The sequence below is a fragment of the Acinetobacter portensis genome, from assembly GCF_009372215.1.
Classification (GTDB): domain Bacteria; phylum Pseudomonadota; class Gammaproteobacteria; order Pseudomonadales; family Moraxellaceae; genus Acinetobacter; species Acinetobacter portensis.
The window spans coordinates 1-18,321 of sequence record NZ_LWRV01000076.1; the positions used below are offsets into that span (position 1 = coordinate 1).

At 37.4% G+C, this 18,321-nt stretch carries 33 protein-coding genes; 17 read left to right on the forward strand and 16 right to left on the reverse strand.

The features are described from left to right. Window positions 1-244: 244 nt before the first annotated feature. The 16 genes from trpC to A6M14_RS08190 form a co-directional block, all read right to left on the reverse strand. The gene (gene trpC, locus A6M14_RS08120) at window positions 245-1,051 is read right to left on the reverse strand and encodes an indole-3-glycerol phosphate synthase TrpC (RefSeq protein ID WP_152874461.1); all 807 of its coding nucleotides are present in this window, start codon (window positions 1,049-1,051) and stop codon (window positions 245-247) included. 18 nt (window positions 1,052-1,069) lie between these two features. Then, entirely contained in the window at window positions 1,070-2,116 is a 1,047-nt protein-coding gene (gene trpD / locus A6M14_RS08125; protein ID WP_152874462.1) for an anthranilate phosphoribosyltransferase, read from the reverse strand. A 15-nt stretch (window positions 2,117-2,131) separates the two neighbouring features. Beyond that, window positions 2,132-2,716, reverse strand: a complete 585-nt coding sequence (locus A6M14_RS08130; protein WP_152874463.1) for an anthranilate synthase component II — start codon at window positions 2,714-2,716, stop codon at window positions 2,132-2,134. 119 nt (window positions 2,717-2,835) lie between these two features. After that, the gene (locus tag A6M14_RS08135) at window positions 2,836-3,105 is read right to left on the reverse strand and encodes an HTH domain-containing protein (RefSeq protein ID WP_152874464.1); all 270 of its coding nucleotides are present in this window, start codon (window positions 3,103-3,105) and stop codon (window positions 2,836-2,838) included. Further along, a complete protein-coding gene (locus A6M14_RS08140; protein ID WP_152874465.1) occupies window positions 3,105-3,458 on the reverse strand; it encodes a hypothetical protein in 354 nt (117 codons plus the stop codon). The genes A6M14_RS08135 and A6M14_RS08140 overlap by 1 nt, the downstream gene beginning before the upstream one ends. Continuing rightward, the gene (locus A6M14_RS08145) at window positions 3,451-3,717 is read right to left on the reverse strand and encodes a hypothetical protein (protein ID WP_152874466.1); all 267 of its coding nucleotides are present in this window, start codon (window positions 3,715-3,717) and stop codon (window positions 3,451-3,453) included. The genes A6M14_RS08140 and A6M14_RS08145 overlap by 8 nt, the downstream gene beginning before the upstream one ends. Then, window positions 3,695-3,925, reverse strand: a complete 231-nt coding sequence (locus A6M14_RS08150; protein WP_152874467.1) for a hypothetical protein — start codon at window positions 3,923-3,925, stop codon at window positions 3,695-3,697. Before A6M14_RS08150 ends, A6M14_RS08145 begins: the two co-directional genes overlap by 23 nt. Next, window positions 3,918-4,391: a hypothetical protein gene (locus A6M14_RS08155; protein WP_152874468.1), complete on the reverse strand. Its 474-nt coding sequence runs from the start codon at window positions 4,389-4,391 to the stop codon at window positions 3,918-3,920. Before A6M14_RS08155 ends, A6M14_RS08150 begins: the two co-directional genes overlap by 8 nt. After that, window positions 4,391-4,609, reverse strand: a complete 219-nt coding sequence (locus tag A6M14_RS08160; protein WP_152874469.1) for a hypothetical protein — start codon at window positions 4,607-4,609, stop codon at window positions 4,391-4,393. The genes A6M14_RS08155 and A6M14_RS08160 overlap by 1 nt, the downstream gene beginning before the upstream one ends. Then, on the reverse strand, window positions 4,610-4,948 hold the full coding sequence (locus A6M14_RS08165) for a hypothetical protein (protein ID WP_171500261.1): 339 nt from the start codon (window positions 4,946-4,948) through the stop codon (window positions 4,610-4,612). After that, on the reverse strand, window positions 4,917-5,060 hold the full coding sequence (locus tag A6M14_RS14110; RefSeq protein ID WP_171500262.1) for a hypothetical protein: 144 nt from the start codon (window positions 5,058-5,060) through the stop codon (window positions 4,917-4,919). Before A6M14_RS14110 ends, A6M14_RS08165 begins: the two co-directional genes overlap by 32 nt. Beyond that, window positions 5,057-5,422, reverse strand: a complete 366-nt coding sequence (locus tag A6M14_RS08170) for a hypothetical protein (protein WP_152874471.1) — start codon at window positions 5,420-5,422, stop codon at window positions 5,057-5,059. The genes A6M14_RS14110 and A6M14_RS08170 overlap by 4 nt, the downstream gene beginning before the upstream one ends. A gap of 299 nt (window positions 5,423-5,721) precedes the next feature. Beyond that, window positions 5,722-6,231 (reverse strand): hypothetical protein, encoded by a 510-nt coding sequence (locus tag A6M14_RS08175; RefSeq protein WP_152874472.1) that lies wholly within the window; start codon window positions 6,229-6,231, stop codon window positions 5,722-5,724. A gap of 46 nt (window positions 6,232-6,277) precedes the next feature. Next, on the reverse strand, window positions 6,278-6,826 hold the full coding sequence (locus tag A6M14_RS08180) for a PH domain-containing protein (RefSeq protein WP_152874473.1): 549 nt from the start codon (window positions 6,824-6,826) through the stop codon (window positions 6,278-6,280). Between the two features lie 6 nt (window positions 6,827-6,832). After that, window positions 6,833-7,042, reverse strand: coding sequence for a hypothetical protein (locus A6M14_RS08185; protein ID WP_152874474.1), 210 nt, complete (start codon window positions 7,040-7,042; stop codon window positions 6,833-6,835). A 16-nt stretch (window positions 7,043-7,058) separates the two neighbouring features. Next, window positions 7,059-7,757: a LexA family protein gene (locus A6M14_RS08190; RefSeq protein ID WP_152874475.1), complete on the reverse strand. Its 699-nt coding sequence runs from the start codon at window positions 7,755-7,757 to the stop codon at window positions 7,059-7,061. Between the two features lie 127 nt (window positions 7,758-7,884). Here A6M14_RS08190 and A6M14_RS08195 point away from each other — a divergent pair, with 127 nt between their 5' ends. From A6M14_RS08195 to A6M14_RS08275, 17 genes are all read left to right on the forward strand, one after another. Continuing rightward, window positions 7,885-8,109: an XRE family transcriptional regulator gene (locus A6M14_RS08195; protein ID WP_152874476.1), complete on the forward strand. Its 225-nt coding sequence runs from the start codon at window positions 7,885-7,887 to the stop codon at window positions 8,107-8,109. Between the two features lie 52 nt (window positions 8,110-8,161). Continuing rightward, window positions 8,162-8,617: a phage regulatory CII family protein gene (locus tag A6M14_RS08200; protein ID WP_152874477.1), complete on the forward strand. Its 456-nt coding sequence runs from the start codon at window positions 8,162-8,164 to the stop codon at window positions 8,615-8,617. Between the two features lie 52 nt (window positions 8,618-8,669). Continuing rightward, on the forward strand, window positions 8,670-9,329 hold the full coding sequence (locus tag A6M14_RS08205) for a phage antirepressor KilAC domain-containing protein (protein WP_152874478.1): 660 nt from the start codon (window positions 8,670-8,672) through the stop codon (window positions 9,327-9,329). After that, window positions 9,326-10,201 carry a replication protein gene (locus A6M14_RS08210; protein WP_152874479.1) on the forward strand — a complete coding sequence of 292 codons (876 nt, stop codon included), beginning with the start codon at window positions 9,326-9,328 and terminating at the stop codon, window positions 10,199-10,201. The genes A6M14_RS08205 and A6M14_RS08210 overlap by 4 nt, the downstream gene beginning before the upstream one ends. Then, window positions 10,198-10,812, forward strand: a complete 615-nt coding sequence (locus A6M14_RS08215; RefSeq protein ID WP_152874480.1) for a restriction endonuclease — start codon at window positions 10,198-10,200, stop codon at window positions 10,810-10,812. The genes A6M14_RS08210 and A6M14_RS08215 overlap by 4 nt, the downstream gene beginning before the upstream one ends. Beyond that, window positions 10,781-11,122: a hypothetical protein gene (locus tag A6M14_RS08220; protein WP_187349133.1), complete on the forward strand. Its 342-nt coding sequence runs from the start codon at window positions 10,781-10,783 to the stop codon at window positions 11,120-11,122. The genes A6M14_RS08215 and A6M14_RS08220 overlap by 32 nt, the downstream gene beginning before the upstream one ends. Before the next feature lie 48 nt (window positions 11,123-11,170). Beyond that, window positions 11,171-11,401, forward strand: coding sequence for a hypothetical protein (locus tag A6M14_RS08225; RefSeq protein WP_152874481.1), 231 nt, complete (start codon window positions 11,171-11,173; stop codon window positions 11,399-11,401). After that, entirely contained in the window at window positions 11,394-11,693 is a 300-nt protein-coding gene (locus A6M14_RS08230; RefSeq protein ID WP_152874482.1) for a hypothetical protein, read from the forward strand. Before A6M14_RS08225 ends, A6M14_RS08230 begins: the two co-directional genes overlap by 8 nt. After that, window positions 11,690-12,127, forward strand: coding sequence for a hypothetical protein (locus A6M14_RS08235; protein ID WP_188110880.1), 438 nt, complete (start codon window positions 11,690-11,692; stop codon window positions 12,125-12,127). The genes A6M14_RS08230 and A6M14_RS08235 overlap by 4 nt, the downstream gene beginning before the upstream one ends. A gap of 12 nt (window positions 12,128-12,139) precedes the next feature. Continuing rightward, window positions 12,140-12,559, forward strand: coding sequence for a Mor transcription activator family protein (locus A6M14_RS08240; RefSeq protein ID WP_152874483.1), 420 nt, complete (start codon window positions 12,140-12,142; stop codon window positions 12,557-12,559). Between the two features lie 60 nt (window positions 12,560-12,619). Then, window positions 12,620-13,000, forward strand: a complete 381-nt coding sequence (locus tag A6M14_RS08245; protein ID WP_152874484.1) for a hypothetical protein — start codon at window positions 12,620-12,622, stop codon at window positions 12,998-13,000. After that, window positions 12,997-13,614 (forward strand): lysozyme, encoded by a 618-nt coding sequence (locus tag A6M14_RS08250; protein ID WP_152874485.1) that lies wholly within the window; start codon window positions 12,997-12,999, stop codon window positions 13,612-13,614. The genes A6M14_RS08245 and A6M14_RS08250 overlap by 4 nt, the downstream gene beginning before the upstream one ends. Before the next feature lie 6 nt (window positions 13,615-13,620). Beyond that, a complete protein-coding gene (locus A6M14_RS08255) occupies window positions 13,621-14,214 on the forward strand; it encodes a lysis system spanin subunit (RefSeq protein WP_152874486.1) in 594 nt (197 codons plus the stop codon). Between the two features lie 62 nt (window positions 14,215-14,276). Further along, complete coding sequence (locus tag A6M14_RS08260; protein ID WP_152874487.1) at window positions 14,277-14,780, forward strand: terminase small subunit; 504 nt, start codon at window positions 14,277-14,279, stop codon at window positions 14,778-14,780. Then, window positions 14,773-16,770, forward strand: coding sequence for a phage terminase large subunit family protein (locus A6M14_RS08265; protein WP_206669622.1), 1,998 nt, complete (start codon window positions 14,773-14,775; stop codon window positions 16,768-16,770). The genes A6M14_RS08260 and A6M14_RS08265 overlap by 8 nt, the downstream gene beginning before the upstream one ends. 67 nt (window positions 16,771-16,837) lie before the next feature. Then, window positions 16,838-17,650: a glycosyltransferase family 2 protein gene (locus A6M14_RS08270; protein ID WP_241678057.1), complete on the forward strand. Its 813-nt coding sequence runs from the start codon at window positions 16,838-16,840 to the stop codon at window positions 17,648-17,650. Window positions 17,651-17,773: 123 nt separating this feature from the next. Continuing rightward, window positions 17,774-18,319: a hypothetical protein gene (locus tag A6M14_RS08275; protein WP_152874489.1), complete on the forward strand. Its 546-nt coding sequence runs from the start codon at window positions 17,774-17,776 to the stop codon at window positions 18,317-18,319. Window positions 18,320-18,321: the final 2 nt, after the last annotated feature.

Genomic DNA, 18,321 nt, shown 5'->3' on the forward strand with positions numbered 1-18,321 from the left:
GTTTTTAGGATTTGGCTATAGTAGAAAAATTGAGGATTTCAAAATTACATTGATCGGAGTAATAGACATCTATAATAAGATCGAAATCAGTTACACCTAAAGATTTAAGAGCTTCTATGTTATTTTGAATTAATGATAAAAAATAACTTCATAATCTTTATTCAAAGATTCTTTTTTTAATTCATTAGGATGCTTGATAGTAGAGATTAAAGCTCAGAATGCGAACACTCTGAGCTTTTTGTTTTTATACAGATGTTGGAACGCCAAACAATTCTTTAAATGCATGATCAGGGCGTGGTTGTTTCATAAAGCTTTCGCCGACTAAAAATGCATGAATATCATTTTTTTGCATCATCGCTACATCAGCAGGCGTTGCAATACCACTTTCAGTAACCAATAAACGAGATGGTTCAAGCAGTGCTTTTAAACGTAAAGATGTATTTAAATCGACATCAAAAGTTTTAAGGTTGCGGTTATTCACACCCAATAAACAACGATCTGAAAGACGCAATGCACGTTCAAGCTCATATTCATCATGTACTTCTACAAGCACATCTAAATTTTGCTCAAATGCAGTTTTCGACATTTCTTCAAGCTGCTGATCGGACAAGCAAGCAACAATCAACAAAATACAATCTGCATGTAAAGCACGAGCTTCAATCACACCATAAGGATCGATTAAGAAATCCTTACGAAGTGCAGGAAGGGCACAATTATTACGTGCAATTTGAATGTTTTCATCTGCACCTTGGAAAAAATCGACATCGGTTAAAACAGATAAACATGCAGCACCTGCATCTTCATATTGCTGAGCAATTTCCGCAGGATTAAAGTTTTCACGAATAATCCCTTTAGAAGGTGATGCTTTTTTAATTTCAGCAATTACACCTGGGCGTTTGCTCAATAACGATTGTGCAAAACCACGAATAGGCGTTGCTGCTTGAGCAAGCTCTTCAACATCTTTATAGCTACGTTGTTTTAAACGAACGGCAAATTCTTCTTGTTTACGATCAACAATTTTACCTAAGATCGTATTTGCAATATCAACCATGATGATGTTCCTTCAATCTTAAGCTTCGTACTGTTTTAATGTTTTGGTGAACTCTGAAAGCACATCCATTTTCTCTAAAGCTTGACCGCCATAAATAATGTCATGGGCAAGGGCAACACCTTGCTTATAAGAGTTGGTTAAACCTGAAACATAAATACCTGCACCTGCATTGAGTGCAATCATGTTGGCAGCTTTGTCACCAATATCAGATTTCTTTTTGCCTAATGCATTTTTGATGAGCGCCAAGCTTTCAGCAGGGCTATCAATCGTTAAGCCAACCAATGTTTGAGATTCAATATCGACTTCTTCAGGCTGAATCATCCATTCTGTGATTTCGCCATTTTTGAGTTCTGCAACATAAGTTGCCGAAGCTAAGCTGACTTCATCTAAACCATCTTTAGAATGCACCACCATTACATGTTCAGCACCAAGTTGTTTTAAAACCTCTGCCATTGGACGACATAATTCATTCGAAAATACGCCAATCACAAAGCGTTTTACTCCAGCCGGATTCGTAAGCGGGCCAAGTAAATTAAATAATGTGCGAATCCCCAATTCTTTACGTGGGGCAGCAGCGTATTTCATTGCTTTGTGATGGTTGGGTGCAAATAAAAAGCCTACGCCAATATCTCGAATGCAACGTTCTGTTTGTTGCATATTAAGATCGAGATTAATACCTGCTTGTTCTAATAAATCGGTTGATCCTGATTTACCTGAAACACCACGACCACCATGTTTAGCAACCGTTGCACCTGCGGCAGAAATCACAAATGCAGATGCTGTGGATACATTAAAGATGTTTTGACCATCGCCACCTGTACCTACAATATCCACTAAATAAGGGGTATCGCTGACATCTATTTTAGTGGCGAATTCACGCATAATACGTGCAGCAGCTGTCATTTCATCAATGCTTTCGCCTTTTAAGCGTAAGCCCATCATGAGTGCGCCAATTTGTGCGTCAGTTGCTTCGCCAGACATAATGCTACGCATTACATCTTCCATTTGTTCTTGTGTTAAGTGAATGTTTTTAGTGATATTACTTAAAGCTTGTTGAATATTCATATCTTGGGCTACGCTCTATGCATAAATTTCTAAGAAGTTTTTGAAGATTTGATGACCGTGTTCACTCAAAATAGATTCAGGATGAAACTGCACGCCTTCAACAGGCAATGTCTTATGTTTAACACCCATAATCTCTTCCATGGAACCATCTGCTTCATTGGTCCAGCAGGTGACTTCTAAACATTCAGGTAAAGTTGCTTGATCAATCACTAAAGAATGATAGCGTGTTGCTGAAAATGGAGAAGGTAAGTTACTGAAAATGCCTTTGTCGCTGTGATACATATCAGATAAACGACCATGCATGACTCGTTTTGCACGAACAACATCACCACCAAAAGCTTGTCCAATACTTTGATGCCCTAAACACACACCAAGTAATGGAATTTTCCCTGCAAAATGTTGAATTGCGGGAATAGAAATACCTGCTTCAGATGGTGAACAAGGGCCAGGACCAATGACCAAATACTTCGGTTGCCATCGCTCAATATCCTCCAATGTCACGGCATCATTACGTACTACTTTCACTTCTTGATTTAACTCGCCAAAATATTGGACGATGTTATAAGTAAAAGAGTCATAGTTGTCGATCATTAGAAGCATTTTGCGTATAAACCTCTGATTTATATAGTGGTAACAAATAACATTTTAACATGTTACTCACAATGTTACTCACAATTGGAATTTTACATAAATAAAGCGCAATTAAAAAAGCCGCTTGTTTAAGCGGCTACTTTATCAGAGTTTAAGGCTTGTGTGACAACAGAATTTACATAAGAATTAAGCCAATAACTTAATTTCCCATCTTTTAGTGGCTCACTCACCACACCTTCTTTAATTCGATTGTAAATGGTGGCAGGGGTGACATTCATACGTTGAGCAAATTCTCTAACACTCACTCGACGCTCATCTTTAATTCGCACTGCTTTTTTAAGCTCTTGCATTTCATCATAAATAGCTTGCAATAGTTCATGTTCGGAATTATTTCGCATTATGAGACCTCCTTCAAACTTTTCACTACACCTTTAGGTAACCCAAATACATTTTTAAACGCCTTATCAAACTCACCGCTTGCAATGAAATCATCAATGTCATTTTTAGGCTTTTCATGCTTTGCGATGTAAGTAGCCATGACTGCATAAAGCGGATGCACAATAGATTCTTCTATTAAAATGTCACAGCCATTCGCATGATGGTTAATCTTCATATCAATTTTTGCAGCACCTAAAATCGATAAGAAATTTTTACGCTCTTCGATGTTTAGCTTCATAATGAAAGGCTTATCTTTATGAAGCTCATCGATGACCAAATTCGCTACAGCAATGTTTTTTTGAATTTCAGTCATTTCGATCCACCTTAACTTGAACAACACCACCACAAGAAAAATGCGCATTGCTGGTCATATCTTTCGCACCATCATCTTTCCAGGTGAAGCTATCGAATACAGCGTCAGCCACAGGGATTTCAAAAGCCACCATTTGAGCATGCATCAACTTCAAGCCATCTTTTAACTCATCCAAGCAATCATCAACTCGATCCACAGGGATGTTTAGTAGATCCTTTAGACTTGTAATTTTGTATTCAGTCATTGGTTGGCTCCTCATCTAATTCGCTTAAGGCATCATTTGGATCTGTTGCTGTTAATTCTATTTGAGCTAGACATGCTAAATGCCACATGCTTTGCTCTGTAGGGTGGGTTGATTCATATAGATTCCCATGATGTTCTCTAACATGTTCATACCCAAGGTGTAGATAGAAAGCTTCAGCGAGATCATGAGTTTGATCAACGATTTGTTTTGAAGTTCTACTCATGGCCTTGCTCCTGTGCTTTTAAATCTACAAAACCAATATTTCTATCAGCTAATTGAAAATCAACTGTGTGTTCAACAAGTGAATCAATGTAGGGTGCATGCCAAATTTCAAACCAATCACAACCACCTTGATATTTTTTTGCTTCTTCTAAAGTTTCACACCAAAAGAAGTTTTTATGTTTGGTGCCATATCCACACTGGTACCAAAACTTCATACAATTACCAATAGGGTTTCTAAGGTCACGAATGTAATAACCATTTTTGTGTTTAGGCGTTTCAGGCACCACTTGGGCTTTGGCTGCTTGCCACCCTGCACGGAACGTATCCCAGTGCTCATTAAATTCATCGACCTGACTTGTCATTTCAAAATCAACAGCAATATATTGTTGTAATTCTTCATCAAACTTAAAAGACCAGTCGGGATTTACATTGTTTGATTCTTCAAACGCTTTTCTTTGAATATCCATCACGCCACCTCATATCTATGTGCTACGTCATAACAACGCTGAATCCATGGTTTAAATCGTTCCTTGTAGCAAGCTTTGCAGTTAGCTTCTAAACAAGCAGTGCCATCTTTTTTATTGCGACCAGTACCAAAGAAAAATTGCTTTGTTGCAGGGAAGTAATCGCCGCAATGAATACATTTTTTTTCAGTACCAAGTTCTGTTTCGATGTACTTAGTCATTTAAGCCACCTTCGCCAATTTCATTAATTTGTTTTGATGCTGTGCCCTGAAATATTTGCCAGCAATCGCATTCTGTAACTCGTAAATGAAGCTCTTTCCATTGTTGAGCCATTGCTTTAAGAACAATTCATAACGCTCAGAAAGGTATTCATCCAGTTCGTAGAATTCTTGAATTTTGTGATGCTCAAAAGGAATAACACCACGCTTATTTCCCTTGATTGCAACCATAAGATTCTTTTTAATCGTGAGCTTATGACCACCACGCTCAAGCCATTCTAGGAATGCACCTGATATTGAGTTTGCGAGTTTAGCTATGACGAAAGCCCCAACTATTAACAAAGTCTTTAATGCAATCTTCAATGCCGAACAAATTGATATCTTTGTATGTCTTTTCACGACCATCTTGTTTGATGAGTAATACGCGTGTGATTGAAGAATATGTGTAGCTCATGATTGATTACTCACGGCGTTACTGATCTTTGAATACTCATTGCGATCTATATAGATGTTAGGGATTAGATCGCCGTGTAGAGAGGCTTTAACTTCATCGATTTGTTCAACATCGCCATCAACGATGTTGTAATCGAGTTCTATTTGGTAGTCGCCAGCTTTAAGTGTTGCACTGCACCAACCAAGACAATGAGGATTTGATTTAATTACCTGGTATTTATCTGCGTGAATTTCGATTTCTTCACTAGGATCTGGCAGCAATTCTGTTTGTGTTTTAGCTGGGGCAAGGGCATACGCGCTTGCTAATATGAAAATTAAAGCTAAAGCCAATGAGCACTTTATTAGATGACTTTTTAATTCCATTTTATTTACTCACATTGGGTTGGTGTGTGAGATAAATATACCTATGAGGTAAAATAAAGTAAATACCTAGCAGGTAAATAATTTAAAATATTTTTTACTCTTTAGGTAAATTAAGTTTTAATAGACAAAAGAAAACCCACACAGGGTGGGTTAGATGGAGTTTGTTATGGATTTTAATAATTTAGGAATACACCTAAGTACACAAAATAGACCTATGAAAACCCCTGGTATTTACACCGCGATTGATATAGAAGGCGATGTGTTTCTTTTAGATGGCGGGAATATGTATCTAAAATTTATCAGAAAGAGCTCAACCACGTTCCAATTAGAAGAACTGCTGCCGGTAGATTATCAACACACTCATCCAATAGTTTCGTGGACAGGTGTTTTATGGACTCGGCAGGAAGCTCTTCGAGTGCATCAATCATTGACTTCTTATTCTCAAGGGGGAGGTCAGATTGATTAATTTTATTTGCTAAAATTGCTTTTAGTGTATTTGTTTCAAATTTAATTGTTACTACTTTAAGTATTGCAGACAACCCACCATCACTAGCAAGGAAGTCCATCCCATTTTCATTTATTGTTGGCAATTTAACTATTAAATTAAATCCTCTACCGAGAGCATTACTAATAGTTATGCTCTTTTTTTCAATCAAATTGTGTTGCATTAAGTAATAAAGATTAGTGACTACTTTGTTATATTCATCCGAACCATCATCTGCATATTCCTTGCTCATATCCCAATAGCTAGGATATTCTTCTGCCATTCTTTCAAGTAAATGTAATTGTAATTCTCTATCTAAGATCAAGATTTTCTCCGCCCGATCTGTTGTAAGGACTGTGTCGGGTTAATAATTAATTTAAGATCTTTGCTTTTTGTGTAGCTAATTCCTCATCAGTCAAAATTCCAGCTTCTTTTAATTTTAAAAGGCGTTCTAACTGTTGAATTTTTTCCTCCATACTGAGTTCAATGTTTTCTGGTGATATTTGAGTATTAATATTTTCTGGTTTTTTATTGAAGTTATCTATTTTAACTCGAATGATTTCACTAAAATTTCTAGTCAAATTTTTCTCTGTATCTTTAATGATGGCTTTGTTTCCAGAAGCAAAAATTGTAATTTTCCCAAACATTAAGCCAGTTTCATATTGTATAGAAGTAATTTTATCCAAAGGAAAGTCTTCAACTTTCAATCCAAATAACAACCCTTTATCTACAAATATTAATCGTTTATTTGTGGCAAATAATACCCCCATACCATTGTTGTAGGTGCCTGTAATCATCCCTTCAACTATTTCGTTATCCCATAAAATGGCTGGCAATTCTTTAATTTCTTTTCTACCAAACAGATTTTCTATACCACCCACATGTGATAGTTGTTGTTTGATTTCTTCTAAATTTGGCATGCTTTATTAATCCTTTTTATTTGTGACTTTTTGTCCTAGTTTACCTTCATTGCATAGTTGGATAACTTGCTCATTGGTAAGTACAGGAATACGGTGATTGCTACCTCTATCTTTGGCTAAGACTTTAACCTCATCAGGGGTTAAAATCAGTTCTTGATTGTTTTCTGCTGCATCATTAAGTTTTTTTATTACTCTGTTTATCGGTAAATCAAACATCTTTAACAATCCTTATTTAAATTTTTCTATATAACCCAACAACTTTCCCAACCAAACGGCAATCTTCACTAAGTTTAATAATTTGCTCAGGCCAATTAGGGTTTAATGGTTTTAGATATTTTGAACCACCCTCAATAATTAATTGCTTGAATGTAGCCTCGGTATCACCAGCACAAGAAACAATAACTAAATCATCTGATTGTAGATCGAAAGTCTGAACATCAGGATTGACATAAATACGGTCACCAATTTCGAATTTAGGTGACATTGAAACACCAGTGACAATTAAGCCGTAACCATTCTTGCCACAGTCTTTATTTGGTGGAAGCCATTCGTCTATTTCTGCGTCTTTAATTACAGTTTCAATAGCTGTGAATGAACCTGCTGCTACCCATGAAATGACAGGGATCGGAGCGCCGTGCAATGGAATTTTATTTGATAGGTCAATTTCATTATCAAATCCCTCTCTTATTTTTGCACTAGCGCTTGTAGATGCTTGATCTAGGAATCCAGCAGGTTTACCAAATGCTTTTTCAATTTTCTCAGCAGTATCATCACCAATATTTTTGGTTGGGTTCTTTCCAATATATTGACTCAATAGATTGTATGAAAGACCTATCTTTTCAGCAAAACCAGTCCTATCTAGCCCACTTTCTTTAAGAATCTTACGAGCATTTATCAATCTGATTTCATGAATTTTTAGCAAATTAGCCATTTCAAACTCACTAGTTAGTATTTGTTAATAATTTACCCTACAGGTAGAAAAAATAAATACCCTGTTAGGTTGATTAATTATTACCTGTTAGGTATATTTATATTAACTTTACCTTTTAGGTGTATTTATGCTTGACCTGCATACTTATTGGAGAGCATTACCCGAGGCTAAAAAGGCCGAATTTTGTTTAAAGGTCGGTGTCTCTCATGGCTACATGGAATCTCACTTAATTCATGCGCGGAAAAAACCTCGAATGGAAACAATTCAAGCGATTGTTGATGCAAGTGAGAAAAAGCTCACTCACGAACAATTGTTTAATTTCTTTCTTAGAAAAAACACAGAAGCTGCTTAAAACAAATTATCACTCAATCAAATCTACATAAAAACGTTCAAAGGAACATGCAATGAACATATTAGATGCCGCATACAACACAGTGCATGATTTCCCAGGTGGTGCAAGCGCTTTGGCTCCACGCATAGGAATTAAAAGTCCTGCTGTACTTAACAGCAAAGTGAACCCAAATACTGACACTCATCATTTAACGCTGTTAGAAGCATCGAAAATAATGGCGATTACTGGTGATTATCGTGTTTTGCAAAACCTTAATGCTGAACACGGAAAGATCGCAATTGATTTACCAAAGATTCCTGAATGCCAAGACATGGCTTTAACAGAACTTGTTTTAAGTATGGGAATTGGTGGTGGTGATATTCAATCTGTCTTCAAAGAAATGATGGCGGATGGTCGTATTACAGAAGGTGAAGCAACAGATATGTCAAAAGTAATTCATGCGCTTTATGAAGTGCTTGCCAAACTTGATGCACAAGTACGTGCATGTGTAGAAAAAGAAAAAGCCTGATTCACGAGATCAGGCTTTTTCGGTTGTTCAAAAACTACAGAAGGAAATGAACATGAATATGATGACACAATTCAAACACAATCAACAGAGTATGACAAGTCTAGATATTTCTGAGCTTGTTCAATCACGTCATGACAAGGTGAAACAATCAATTGAAAGGTTGGTTGAGCGTGGCGTAATAGCACAACCCCCAATGGGGGATGGGATTAAAGCCCCTAATGGTGTAACCCCTAAGCTTTATATTTTCTCAGGTGAAAAAGGGAAATTAGATTCAATTACCGTGGTTGCACAACTTTGCCCTGAATTTACAGCAGCACTTGTTAAACGTTGGTATGAACTCGAAAACCAAAATCAAATTCCTCAATCATTCGCTGAGGCACTTCAGTTAGCAGCAGATCAAGCCAAGCAATTAGAACTTGCTGCGCCAAAGGTTGCTCATTACGACGCCGTGGTTGCTAAGGACCATCTTTTAACAGCAACACAAGTAGCATCGAAGCTTCATATGTCTGCTGTAGCACTTAATCGTATTCTTGATAACTTCCGTGTTTATAACAAAGCTCATAAACGCAGTCGTGTATTTAACACATGGTTTGAAGATCAAGGCTTAGGTGAATTAAAGCAAACAACTACTGGTCATTCTCAGCCAATGTTCACAACTAAAGGTGAAGCATGGGTAATTGAAAAGCTTGTAAGTGAAGGGGTAGCAGCATGAGTTTTATTCCGAATAGCTTTCAAGTGCCAAATGCTTTTGTTGATGATGTTATGTGTCAAATATCAGATGCATCAACAAAGCTCTATTTGCTTATTTGCCGTAAAACACGTGGTTGGGGTAAAGAGATGGATTCTATTTCATTAACTCAATTTGAAGCGTTTACAGGCAAGAGTCGCCCAACAATTATTAAGTGCTTACGTGAGTTAGTTAAGTTTGGACTTGTTGTTGAAAAGCCAAGTACATTCCATGGCAAAACTTATAAATTAGGTGATGATTCAAATGTAAGTTTGATGGTTAATTTCCCTAGTAAAGATATTTTACTAGATGAAAAAACGGCTAAAAATGGTGATTCTGCTAGTAAAAATATTTTACCCCTGCTAGTAAAGAATTTTAACTACGCTAGTAAAAATATTTTACCTTTACTAGTAAAGAATTTTTACACACAAAAACAACTATCAAAAACAACTATACAAAATAAAAAAATAAATAAAAAAAGTGAACGTGTTTCTGAAAATCCTAAGGCTGAAAAACCAAAAGCAGATCAGCAGAATTTATTCGATGCTCATGCTGTTGAACTACCTGAAAACGTAAATCGTGATTTGTGGATTCAGTTTGTTGAAATGCGTAAATCAATTCGTAAACCACTCACCGAAAACGCCGTGAATATTTTACTGAAAAAATTGGTTGGCTATGGCGAACAAGCAAACACCGCTTTGGAAAATTCAATTATTGGTAGTTACCAGAGTGTTTATCCACCTAAGCCACAAAACACCGCACCTGCTCAACAAAATACACAGTCACAGCAACGCCGTCGTTTTGGACAACAGGATCAAGTTCAGCAGATGCGTACCGTTGGAGGTCAAACAGTATGAGCAATATCGAATTATTTAAAAATGCATTTGAAATTACTTTCCCTGCAGAAGTGGCCAACATGGTTTTGGATGCAATCAGCGAAGTATTTGGCACTGAGTTTGGTAAGAAATACCAAGGTTATTCAGACCAAGAGCTTCAACAGCTAACTTGTCGAGTTCTTAACGGTTTAACGCCTAAGGATATTGCTCGTGGCTTACAACGAATGAACTCTGAAGAATGGTGTCCATCACTTCCTAAGTTTCGTAGTTTGTGTGAGCAAGGCGGTGATTGGTGGACTGCAGACATGGCTTGGGCGAAAGCAATGCAGTTTGAATCAGATCCAACAGTGAAGATTACGGCGTTAACAAAATGCAGTCTTGATGAGGTTCGTCATATTTTGATGGTTGAAGGGCAAAAAGCCGCTCATTTCGCATTTAAAGATATCTATCACGATTATCTACGCCGTGCCAAAGAAAAAGGTCGTGAGCAAGAGTTTTGGGTGAAGCCTGAAGAGGTTAAAGCGCTTGGTTTTGATGAGAGCAGCAATAGAAAAATTGTTCCTTGCCCAACTCATTTAGTTCAACAGCTTAAGGGTGTAAATGCGCTTAAACGTGCAGGTGATCAAGTATGAACAAGGTATTTCTATTCGCATTTATGTTAATCGGTGCGGTTGTTGTGAAAGTTGGGAGTGGGGTGTGAAAGGAAAATACAGCGCAGTAAAACAAACCGAAAAAATTGTACTTGTTTTAAAAAATGCGATTCAAAGCAAAGGGCGATTTAGCACAATGGATGTTGCTGAATGGACAGGTCTATCGAGAATTTCTGCAAATGTGATTTCAAGACAGTTGGTTGAAGAGGGTTATTTGATTTCCGATGGGTGTAAGCCATTGGGATTTAAAGCGACAGATAAGGCAAAACAATTATTTTGGGTGGCGGTATGAACAGGGATTTAGAAGAAGAATTGTTGTTGGAACAGGGGTGGGAAGCGAATGAAGATTGAATACAAGGTTGGGGATAAGGTGGTTATTAAAAACAAGCCACAAAGCTCTAACCGCTTGCATGTGATTTTACGTGTTGAGAACTCTAGATATTTCATAGCACCAATACATGGTGATTTGACTATGCATATGCTTGGTTGCATGGCATCTGATTTTTATTTACGTCATGCAGAACCCAAAGAAATTCAAGCAGGCGGAAGATTGGAGGTGTGCGGTGGGTGAGTTAAACAGACAATTTGAGGCGTTTCCTGAGATTAAAATACGCCTTGAAAATGGCGATGTGTTTTTTAACGAAAGAAAGCAAACTTACGCTTCTGAATTTTCAACACTACATACTGGGTTTGTTAATGGCGCATGGTACGCATTCCAAGAACAACAATCCAAAATCGAGCAGTTGGAGAAGGAAAAGCAAGCACTACACAATGCTTTTGTTTACATGGATGAATGCCGTAAAGAGTGGCACAAGGCATACATGAGCTTACGTGAAGAAAAAGCCTTGCGAGGTGAATCGTGAATAAAAAAATACTCATCGGTATTGATACAGGAGTAAACACAGGTTTCGCCGTTGCTATTGATAGTGGCAACGGTGGAGACCTGCAAGAAGTTGAATGTTTATCCATTACTCAAGCTATGGCCAACATTAATGAATTGGTAACTGAGCATGGAAAAGAAAACATAAAGCTTTATATCGAAGATGCGCGTTTACGGACATGGTTTACAGGTGGTCGAGAAAAAGCCCAAGGCGTAGGGTCTGTAAAGCGTGATGCACAAATTTGGGAAGTTTGGTGTAAAGAACAAGATTTGAATTACATCATGATCCATCCAAAAGCAAACGCAACTAAAACAAAAGCAGATGTATTTAAAAAAAGAACAGGCTGGTCAGGTCGCACCAACGAGCATGCTCGTGATGCAGCAATGTTGGTTTTTCGCCGTATAGCTAAACACTAGATAGGGTTTGATATGGAAAGTATTGATGATTTGAATGGAGATTTAAGAAGTATTGCTGAGGTCATTGGTCGACATAATGCACTTTATCTTGTTAGCCAATGCCCACGATACAAAACAGAAAAACGTGCAGGACAGGGACAATTGTTTCTTTATGTGCCAACACTGAAACGACTCGAGATGAATCATTTTCTTGTCAAAACTCTTGGTTATCCAGATGCAGAAAAACTTTCTAAAGAATTCGGGGGAGAGTTGCTTGTATTAGCTCAATGCAAACAGCTCATTCTGAAAGCACGAGATAATGGTATCCGTCAAATGATTAAAAGCGGTTTGGGTATTCAAGAGCTTGCAAATATTTTTAATGTGACTGAACGAATTGTATCAAGAATCTATGAAGCGGAATTAAACACTCAGCAGATGACTTTTAAATTGTGAATAATGAAAACTCCATTGTGATACTCAACAATAAAAAAAATTATCGCAGGTATTTGTGCAATGGGTGGAAACGAATGGTGGGTCGCTATACTTAAATTCCTAAGTGACTCTCTAAATGTAATGCAGTATTGGATTGCAGGTTTAGTGGGGGCAATAGTGGCTACTAGATACAACAAAGAGCAATTAAAGACACTTGGTGATTATCTTTTCTTCTTGCTATCGGGGGCATTTTCAGCTCATTACCTTACTTCACTAATCATGCATTATTTTGATTTGGCTCCGACACACGCTGGTGGTATAGGCTTTTTAACAGGTGCTTTAGGTGGTTTGATATTTCAAGAGTTGTTCGCTTGGATTAAATCAGGTGCTTACAAGGAAATTAGTTTTAAAGATTTTTTTGTAAATATGCTTAAGAACTGGAAAAAAGGCGGTAAATCATGAGTATTGATCAATCAGCACAGATTGCTCAAGCATACTCATGGCTTCGAGCAATGTCAGGTGGAAAACTTGAAAAGGCACAAGTGGTTGCTGGTGATGAAATCATTGCATGCCATGGTCTTGAAACATTTACTTCATTAATTGGCTATTCGTTATCGAAAGAAGTATCGGGGTTATTTGATATTTCCAACTATGGCTATTCAATCATTCGTGAAAGCGAGGGATTTGAGCCAAAAGCGTATAAAGATACTGGTGGTGTATGGACTATTGGATATGGAACCATTAAGTATCCAGATGGTACACGTGTAAAAAGTGGTGACACATGCACTAAAGGGCAAGCCGAACTGTGGCTCATTAATGATTGTAAGTGGGTTGATGCATGCTTAGATAAACACATCAAAGTAAAAATCAATCAAAACCAATTCGATGCGTTGGCTTCATTTGTTTACAACATTGGTGAAACAGCATTTGTTAAGAGCACGATGCTTACTTTAATTAATCAAACTAAGTTTGATTTAGCTGCAGGGCAATTTGATCGCTGGGTCTACGATAATGGCAAAGTCATTAATGGTCTAAAGAATCGCCGTGCTAAAGAAAAACAATTGTTCTTAACGTAGGTATATATGAATACATCAATCTTCATCGCCATGGCACTCGTTTTATTTACCAGCTTTGTTGGTTGGTGTAGTTACGATTATGGCTATAACAGTGCCAAATCAGAGCAAATAGAAAGCTATCAAAAGCACATAGAATCACTGGAAGTACAAGTAGCAAAGACTCTAGATCGTGAGCGTCAAAGCTATGAAAAACAAGAGCAAATAGAGGCTGAACACCTTGCAAAAATAGAGGAAATGAAGCACAATGAAGCGTATGTTATTAATGAGTATCGCGCTAACAATCTCAGGTTGCGCGACTCACTTAAAGCCAAGCAATGCCCCGATGTGTCCAGCACTGCCAACAGCATCAGCGGCAATCATGCAACCGCAACAGGCGGACTTCACGACAGAGATGTCGAGTTTCTTATTCGGTATGCCACAAGAGCAGACGCCGTAGCAGAGCAACTCAAGAGTGCTCAAGCTCTCATCAAGCAAGACAGAGAGCTTTGCAACGGTCAGACCGAAACAACTGATTCCAAAGAAAAAATAGTTTCCCAAGGTACTTCCAGAGGGGCACCCCAAGCGGGGGCAAAGACCTCGCAGGTTTTCATATCTGCGTGAATTTTCAAATCCAAACATACTACTACTTCTCCATAAAAAAATGGTTCGGATGATGTCTTGTTATGACAAGTGCTGTAAAGGGTCAAAACGTAAGTAGAGCAGGGCTTGCAGAGGTTTTTGGCGTTGCTTTAACTACTGTCGATTCGTGGGTGAAAAAAGGTTGCCCAGTAGTAGTACGTGGTCATGGAAAAGGGCAAGAATGGAAATTTAATACGGCACAAATTTCATCATGGTTGCAAGATGAAGCCGTAGATCGAGCAACAGGCGATATTCCAGATGATATGGATGAACTTAAGCTTCGAAAACAAAAAGCAGAAACTGAACTTGCCGAATTAGAGCTTGCTGAAAAAAAAGGTGAAGTGGCATTAATTGCAGAATTTGAACGTGCTCAATCTATGGTTTTTGCTGCTATACGTGCCAATATTATGAATGTGCCACAACGTGCCGTTTTACAATTATTGGGTGAAACAGATGAGCGTACGTTTAAAGAAAAATTAAAAGCTGAATTGATTTTGGCACTTGAAACTTCAGCTGAAGAAGAGCTGGAGGAGGAAGAGATTGAGTGATCTTTCTATATTCAGTAATTATGGATCTGTTCTTGATGCTGTAAAACGCTCTATGCACCATCTGGTACCGCCACCAGATATTCTACCGAGCAAATGGGCAGAAAAAAATATTAAGATCCCTGTGGGTAATGCGATACCAGGTCCAATTAATTTTGATAATGCACCGTATCAGCGGGGCATGATTGATGCTATTAAAGAATATGGTGTGCGTCGTATTACATATATGACAGGCGCACAGCTTGGTAAAACTACTATTCAGCAATGTGCGACAGGTTATTTCATTGCTCATGAACCTAAATCACAAATATTTGTACAGCCAACACAAGGTGATGTGCAAACCTTTCTAGAAACTAAGCTTCGTCCAATGATTGAAGCAAACAAATCTATTTCACAAAAGATGGCCAAGCCACGTAGTCGTGACGGTGTGAATAACAGCCGCATGATTTCCTATGTTGGTGGTTGGTTGATGTTTTCATGGGCTGGATCTCCAAAAACATTGCGTTCACGTTCAGCACCAATTACTCATGCAGATGAAATTGATGGTATGGAGGCGACAGCAGAAGGTGATCCAATTGAATTACTTGCTCAGCGTTCAGCGACATTTGGTGATCAAGCCTTAAGAACAGAATCAAGTACACCAACAATTGCTGGAGCAAGTCGTGTTGAAAATGCATTTAAGCAGGGTGATATGCGTCGTTATTATGTGCCTTGTCCATATTGTGGTGAAGCACAATTCTTAAGATGGGAAAATGTAACTTGGCAGGGGCGAAAATCTACCAATATCCAAGATGCTAAAGAAGATTTAGATCAAGAGCATGATGTAGAAACAGCAGGTTATCGTTGTGAATGTTGTGGTGAAATGTGGTCTGATGGTGAACGTATTGCCTCAATTCGTAATGCTGAAAAGCTTGGCCATGGTTGGAAAGCTGAGAAACCTTTTAAGGGACATATTAGTTTTCATGCACCAGAGATGCTTTCAACATTTCGTAAGATGCGTGACATTGTGCAATCTTATTTGGATAAATTGGCACTTGATGACTTGCAGGTATTCGTAAACGTATCACTCGGTGAAACTTATGAAGAAAATGGCGATAAGGCTGATCCTGAAATACTGCAACTTCGTGCCGAGGAATATATAGCACGAGTACCAAATGCTGGTGTCTATTTGACGTGTGGTATCGATATGCAGATGGATCGTTTGGAGCTTGAGATTGTTGCTTGGGGCGTAGGTGAAGAAAGTTGGTCTATTGATTACCGTGTGCTTTGGGGTGATCCGCTTGGTGATGAAATTTGGGAAGAATTAGACGATATTCTTGAAGATACATATTTGCATGAATCAGGTGCTCAACTGAGTATTTCGGCCGCATGTTTAGATACTGGTGGTACAGCTGGTTATACACAACGTGCTTATGAGTATGTCAAAAGCCGAAGAAACCGTAAATTATTTGCAATTAAAGGGCGTGCAGGTTGGGGGATGCCAATTGTGCAAAGTCCACAGCGTAAACAATCAGGTAAAGATAAACGTAAAATTGATTTATTTATTGTGGGTGTTGATGAAGCGAAATTAACAGTCATGCGCCGTTTAGATTTAGAAAAGAAAGGACCAGGTTATTGTCATTTTCCACATGACCGTGAAAGTGAATGGTACCGACAATTAACAGCGGAAAAATTAATTATTCGTTATGTGAAAGGTCAGCCAATTAGAGAGTGGCATAAGCCAGATCGGGTACGAAATGAAGCACTAGATTGTCGTGTTTATGCTTTGGCTGCTTTGAAAATTATGCAACCGAATTTAAAACGTGTTGCTGAACGTGTATCTATTGATATGCCAAACGAACCTAATTTTGAAAATGAAGTGAATGTTAAACCTAAGCCTACAACTATTGTTAAACGTAAGGTTGTTAAAAAGGTACCTGAAAAAGTAGCCTTAACAACTCAAAAAAGCATTGTTATTAAGAAAAAACGTGTATTTGGGAATAAGAAAGCTTAGTATTCCAATGTTTATTTCTCATTCTATGGTTTATATGAAAATATCAAAGTCGCCATTTTTTTATATTATGTTACCAACTTTCAATAGACCAGAGTTGGTTTTACGATCTGTTAGATCAGTGCTAGAGCAAGCATATTCAGATTATAAGTTGGTAATATTTAATGATGGATCAACCACGAATTATGCTGAGTTAGAGTCTTTGATAGAAGGAAAAGACCATATTGAATACATTAAAAGTGATAATATAGGTATTAATAAGTCACGAAATCTAATGTTGGAATCGTTTCTAAAGAACAAAAATATAGACAATGCGTATTTTTTCACACTTAGTGATGATGATTATTTGAAAGAGAATAGTTTAAGTATTATAGCTGAAGAAATAATAAAAAAACCTGCTGTTTGGTATTGTTTTAATTGTCTGTCTAATTCGCAGCATATTTATAATAACTCAGATTATGTAGATTACAACGTTCTTAAATATTCTGATTTCAGTAAAAATTATAAAGGGGATAAGCACTTTGTATTTAAATTGGAAAAATTCACGAGAATTAGATATGCATCTAAATATTTTAAGAATGGATACGAGCATTTATTTTATTATCAAATACCATATAAAATACAAATCATACCTATGACGGTTAAAGTTATAGAATATTATGATGATGGATTATCATTATCTGATCTCTATGATGATATGAGTACTTTTAACATAAAAATAAAAGAGCTTAGATCGATACCATTTAATTGGCTTTTATACAAAAAATTTATCATTTTTTATTTAAAGCCTAAAAATATTATCAAAAACTTAATATCTGAAGATATTTATTATAAAATAAAAGTTAAATTTGGTTTTAAAGATAAAAAAAATAAAAGAAATTAGATTAATTATAAGCAAGATTAACCTCGCTATATGTGAGGTTTTTTTGCAATTGTGAATAATGAAAAAAATCACCTAAAAAATAATGATAAGACCAAGAAAACACGCATTTTTGGTTAAAAATACATGAGTGGTCAGCAATTTCCAAACCAAATCAAAGCAGGTACCACGTTTAAATTTAGTTTGAATTTGACCGCTTATCCTGCCTCAAATTGGACAATTCACGCCTATTTACGTGGTGCTCATGCAATTGATATGCAATCAGAGCCACAGGGCAATATACACATTTTCAATATTTCTGCTTTAGAAACCAAAGAATATAAAGCAGGACATTACGGTTATTCACTTCGTGCTGTTCATGTTGAATCAGGTGAAGTCGACGAACTTGAAGCTGGTACTGTTGAGATTAAGACTGATTTAGCAAATGAATCAGTTACTCAAGATTTTAGAAGTCATGCACGAAGAACATTAGATGCGATAGAAGCGACTATTGAAGGGCGTGCAAGCCTTGACCAAGAACGTTACCGAATTAATAACCGTGAACTTTACCGCACCTCATTTGAGGCTCTAAAAAAACTACGTGATCAGTATCGAGCAGAAGTGAACCGTGAAGAAGCGAAAGCATCTGGGAAAAGTCTGTTTGGTAAAACTCTACGTGTGCGTTTGGGGTAAGT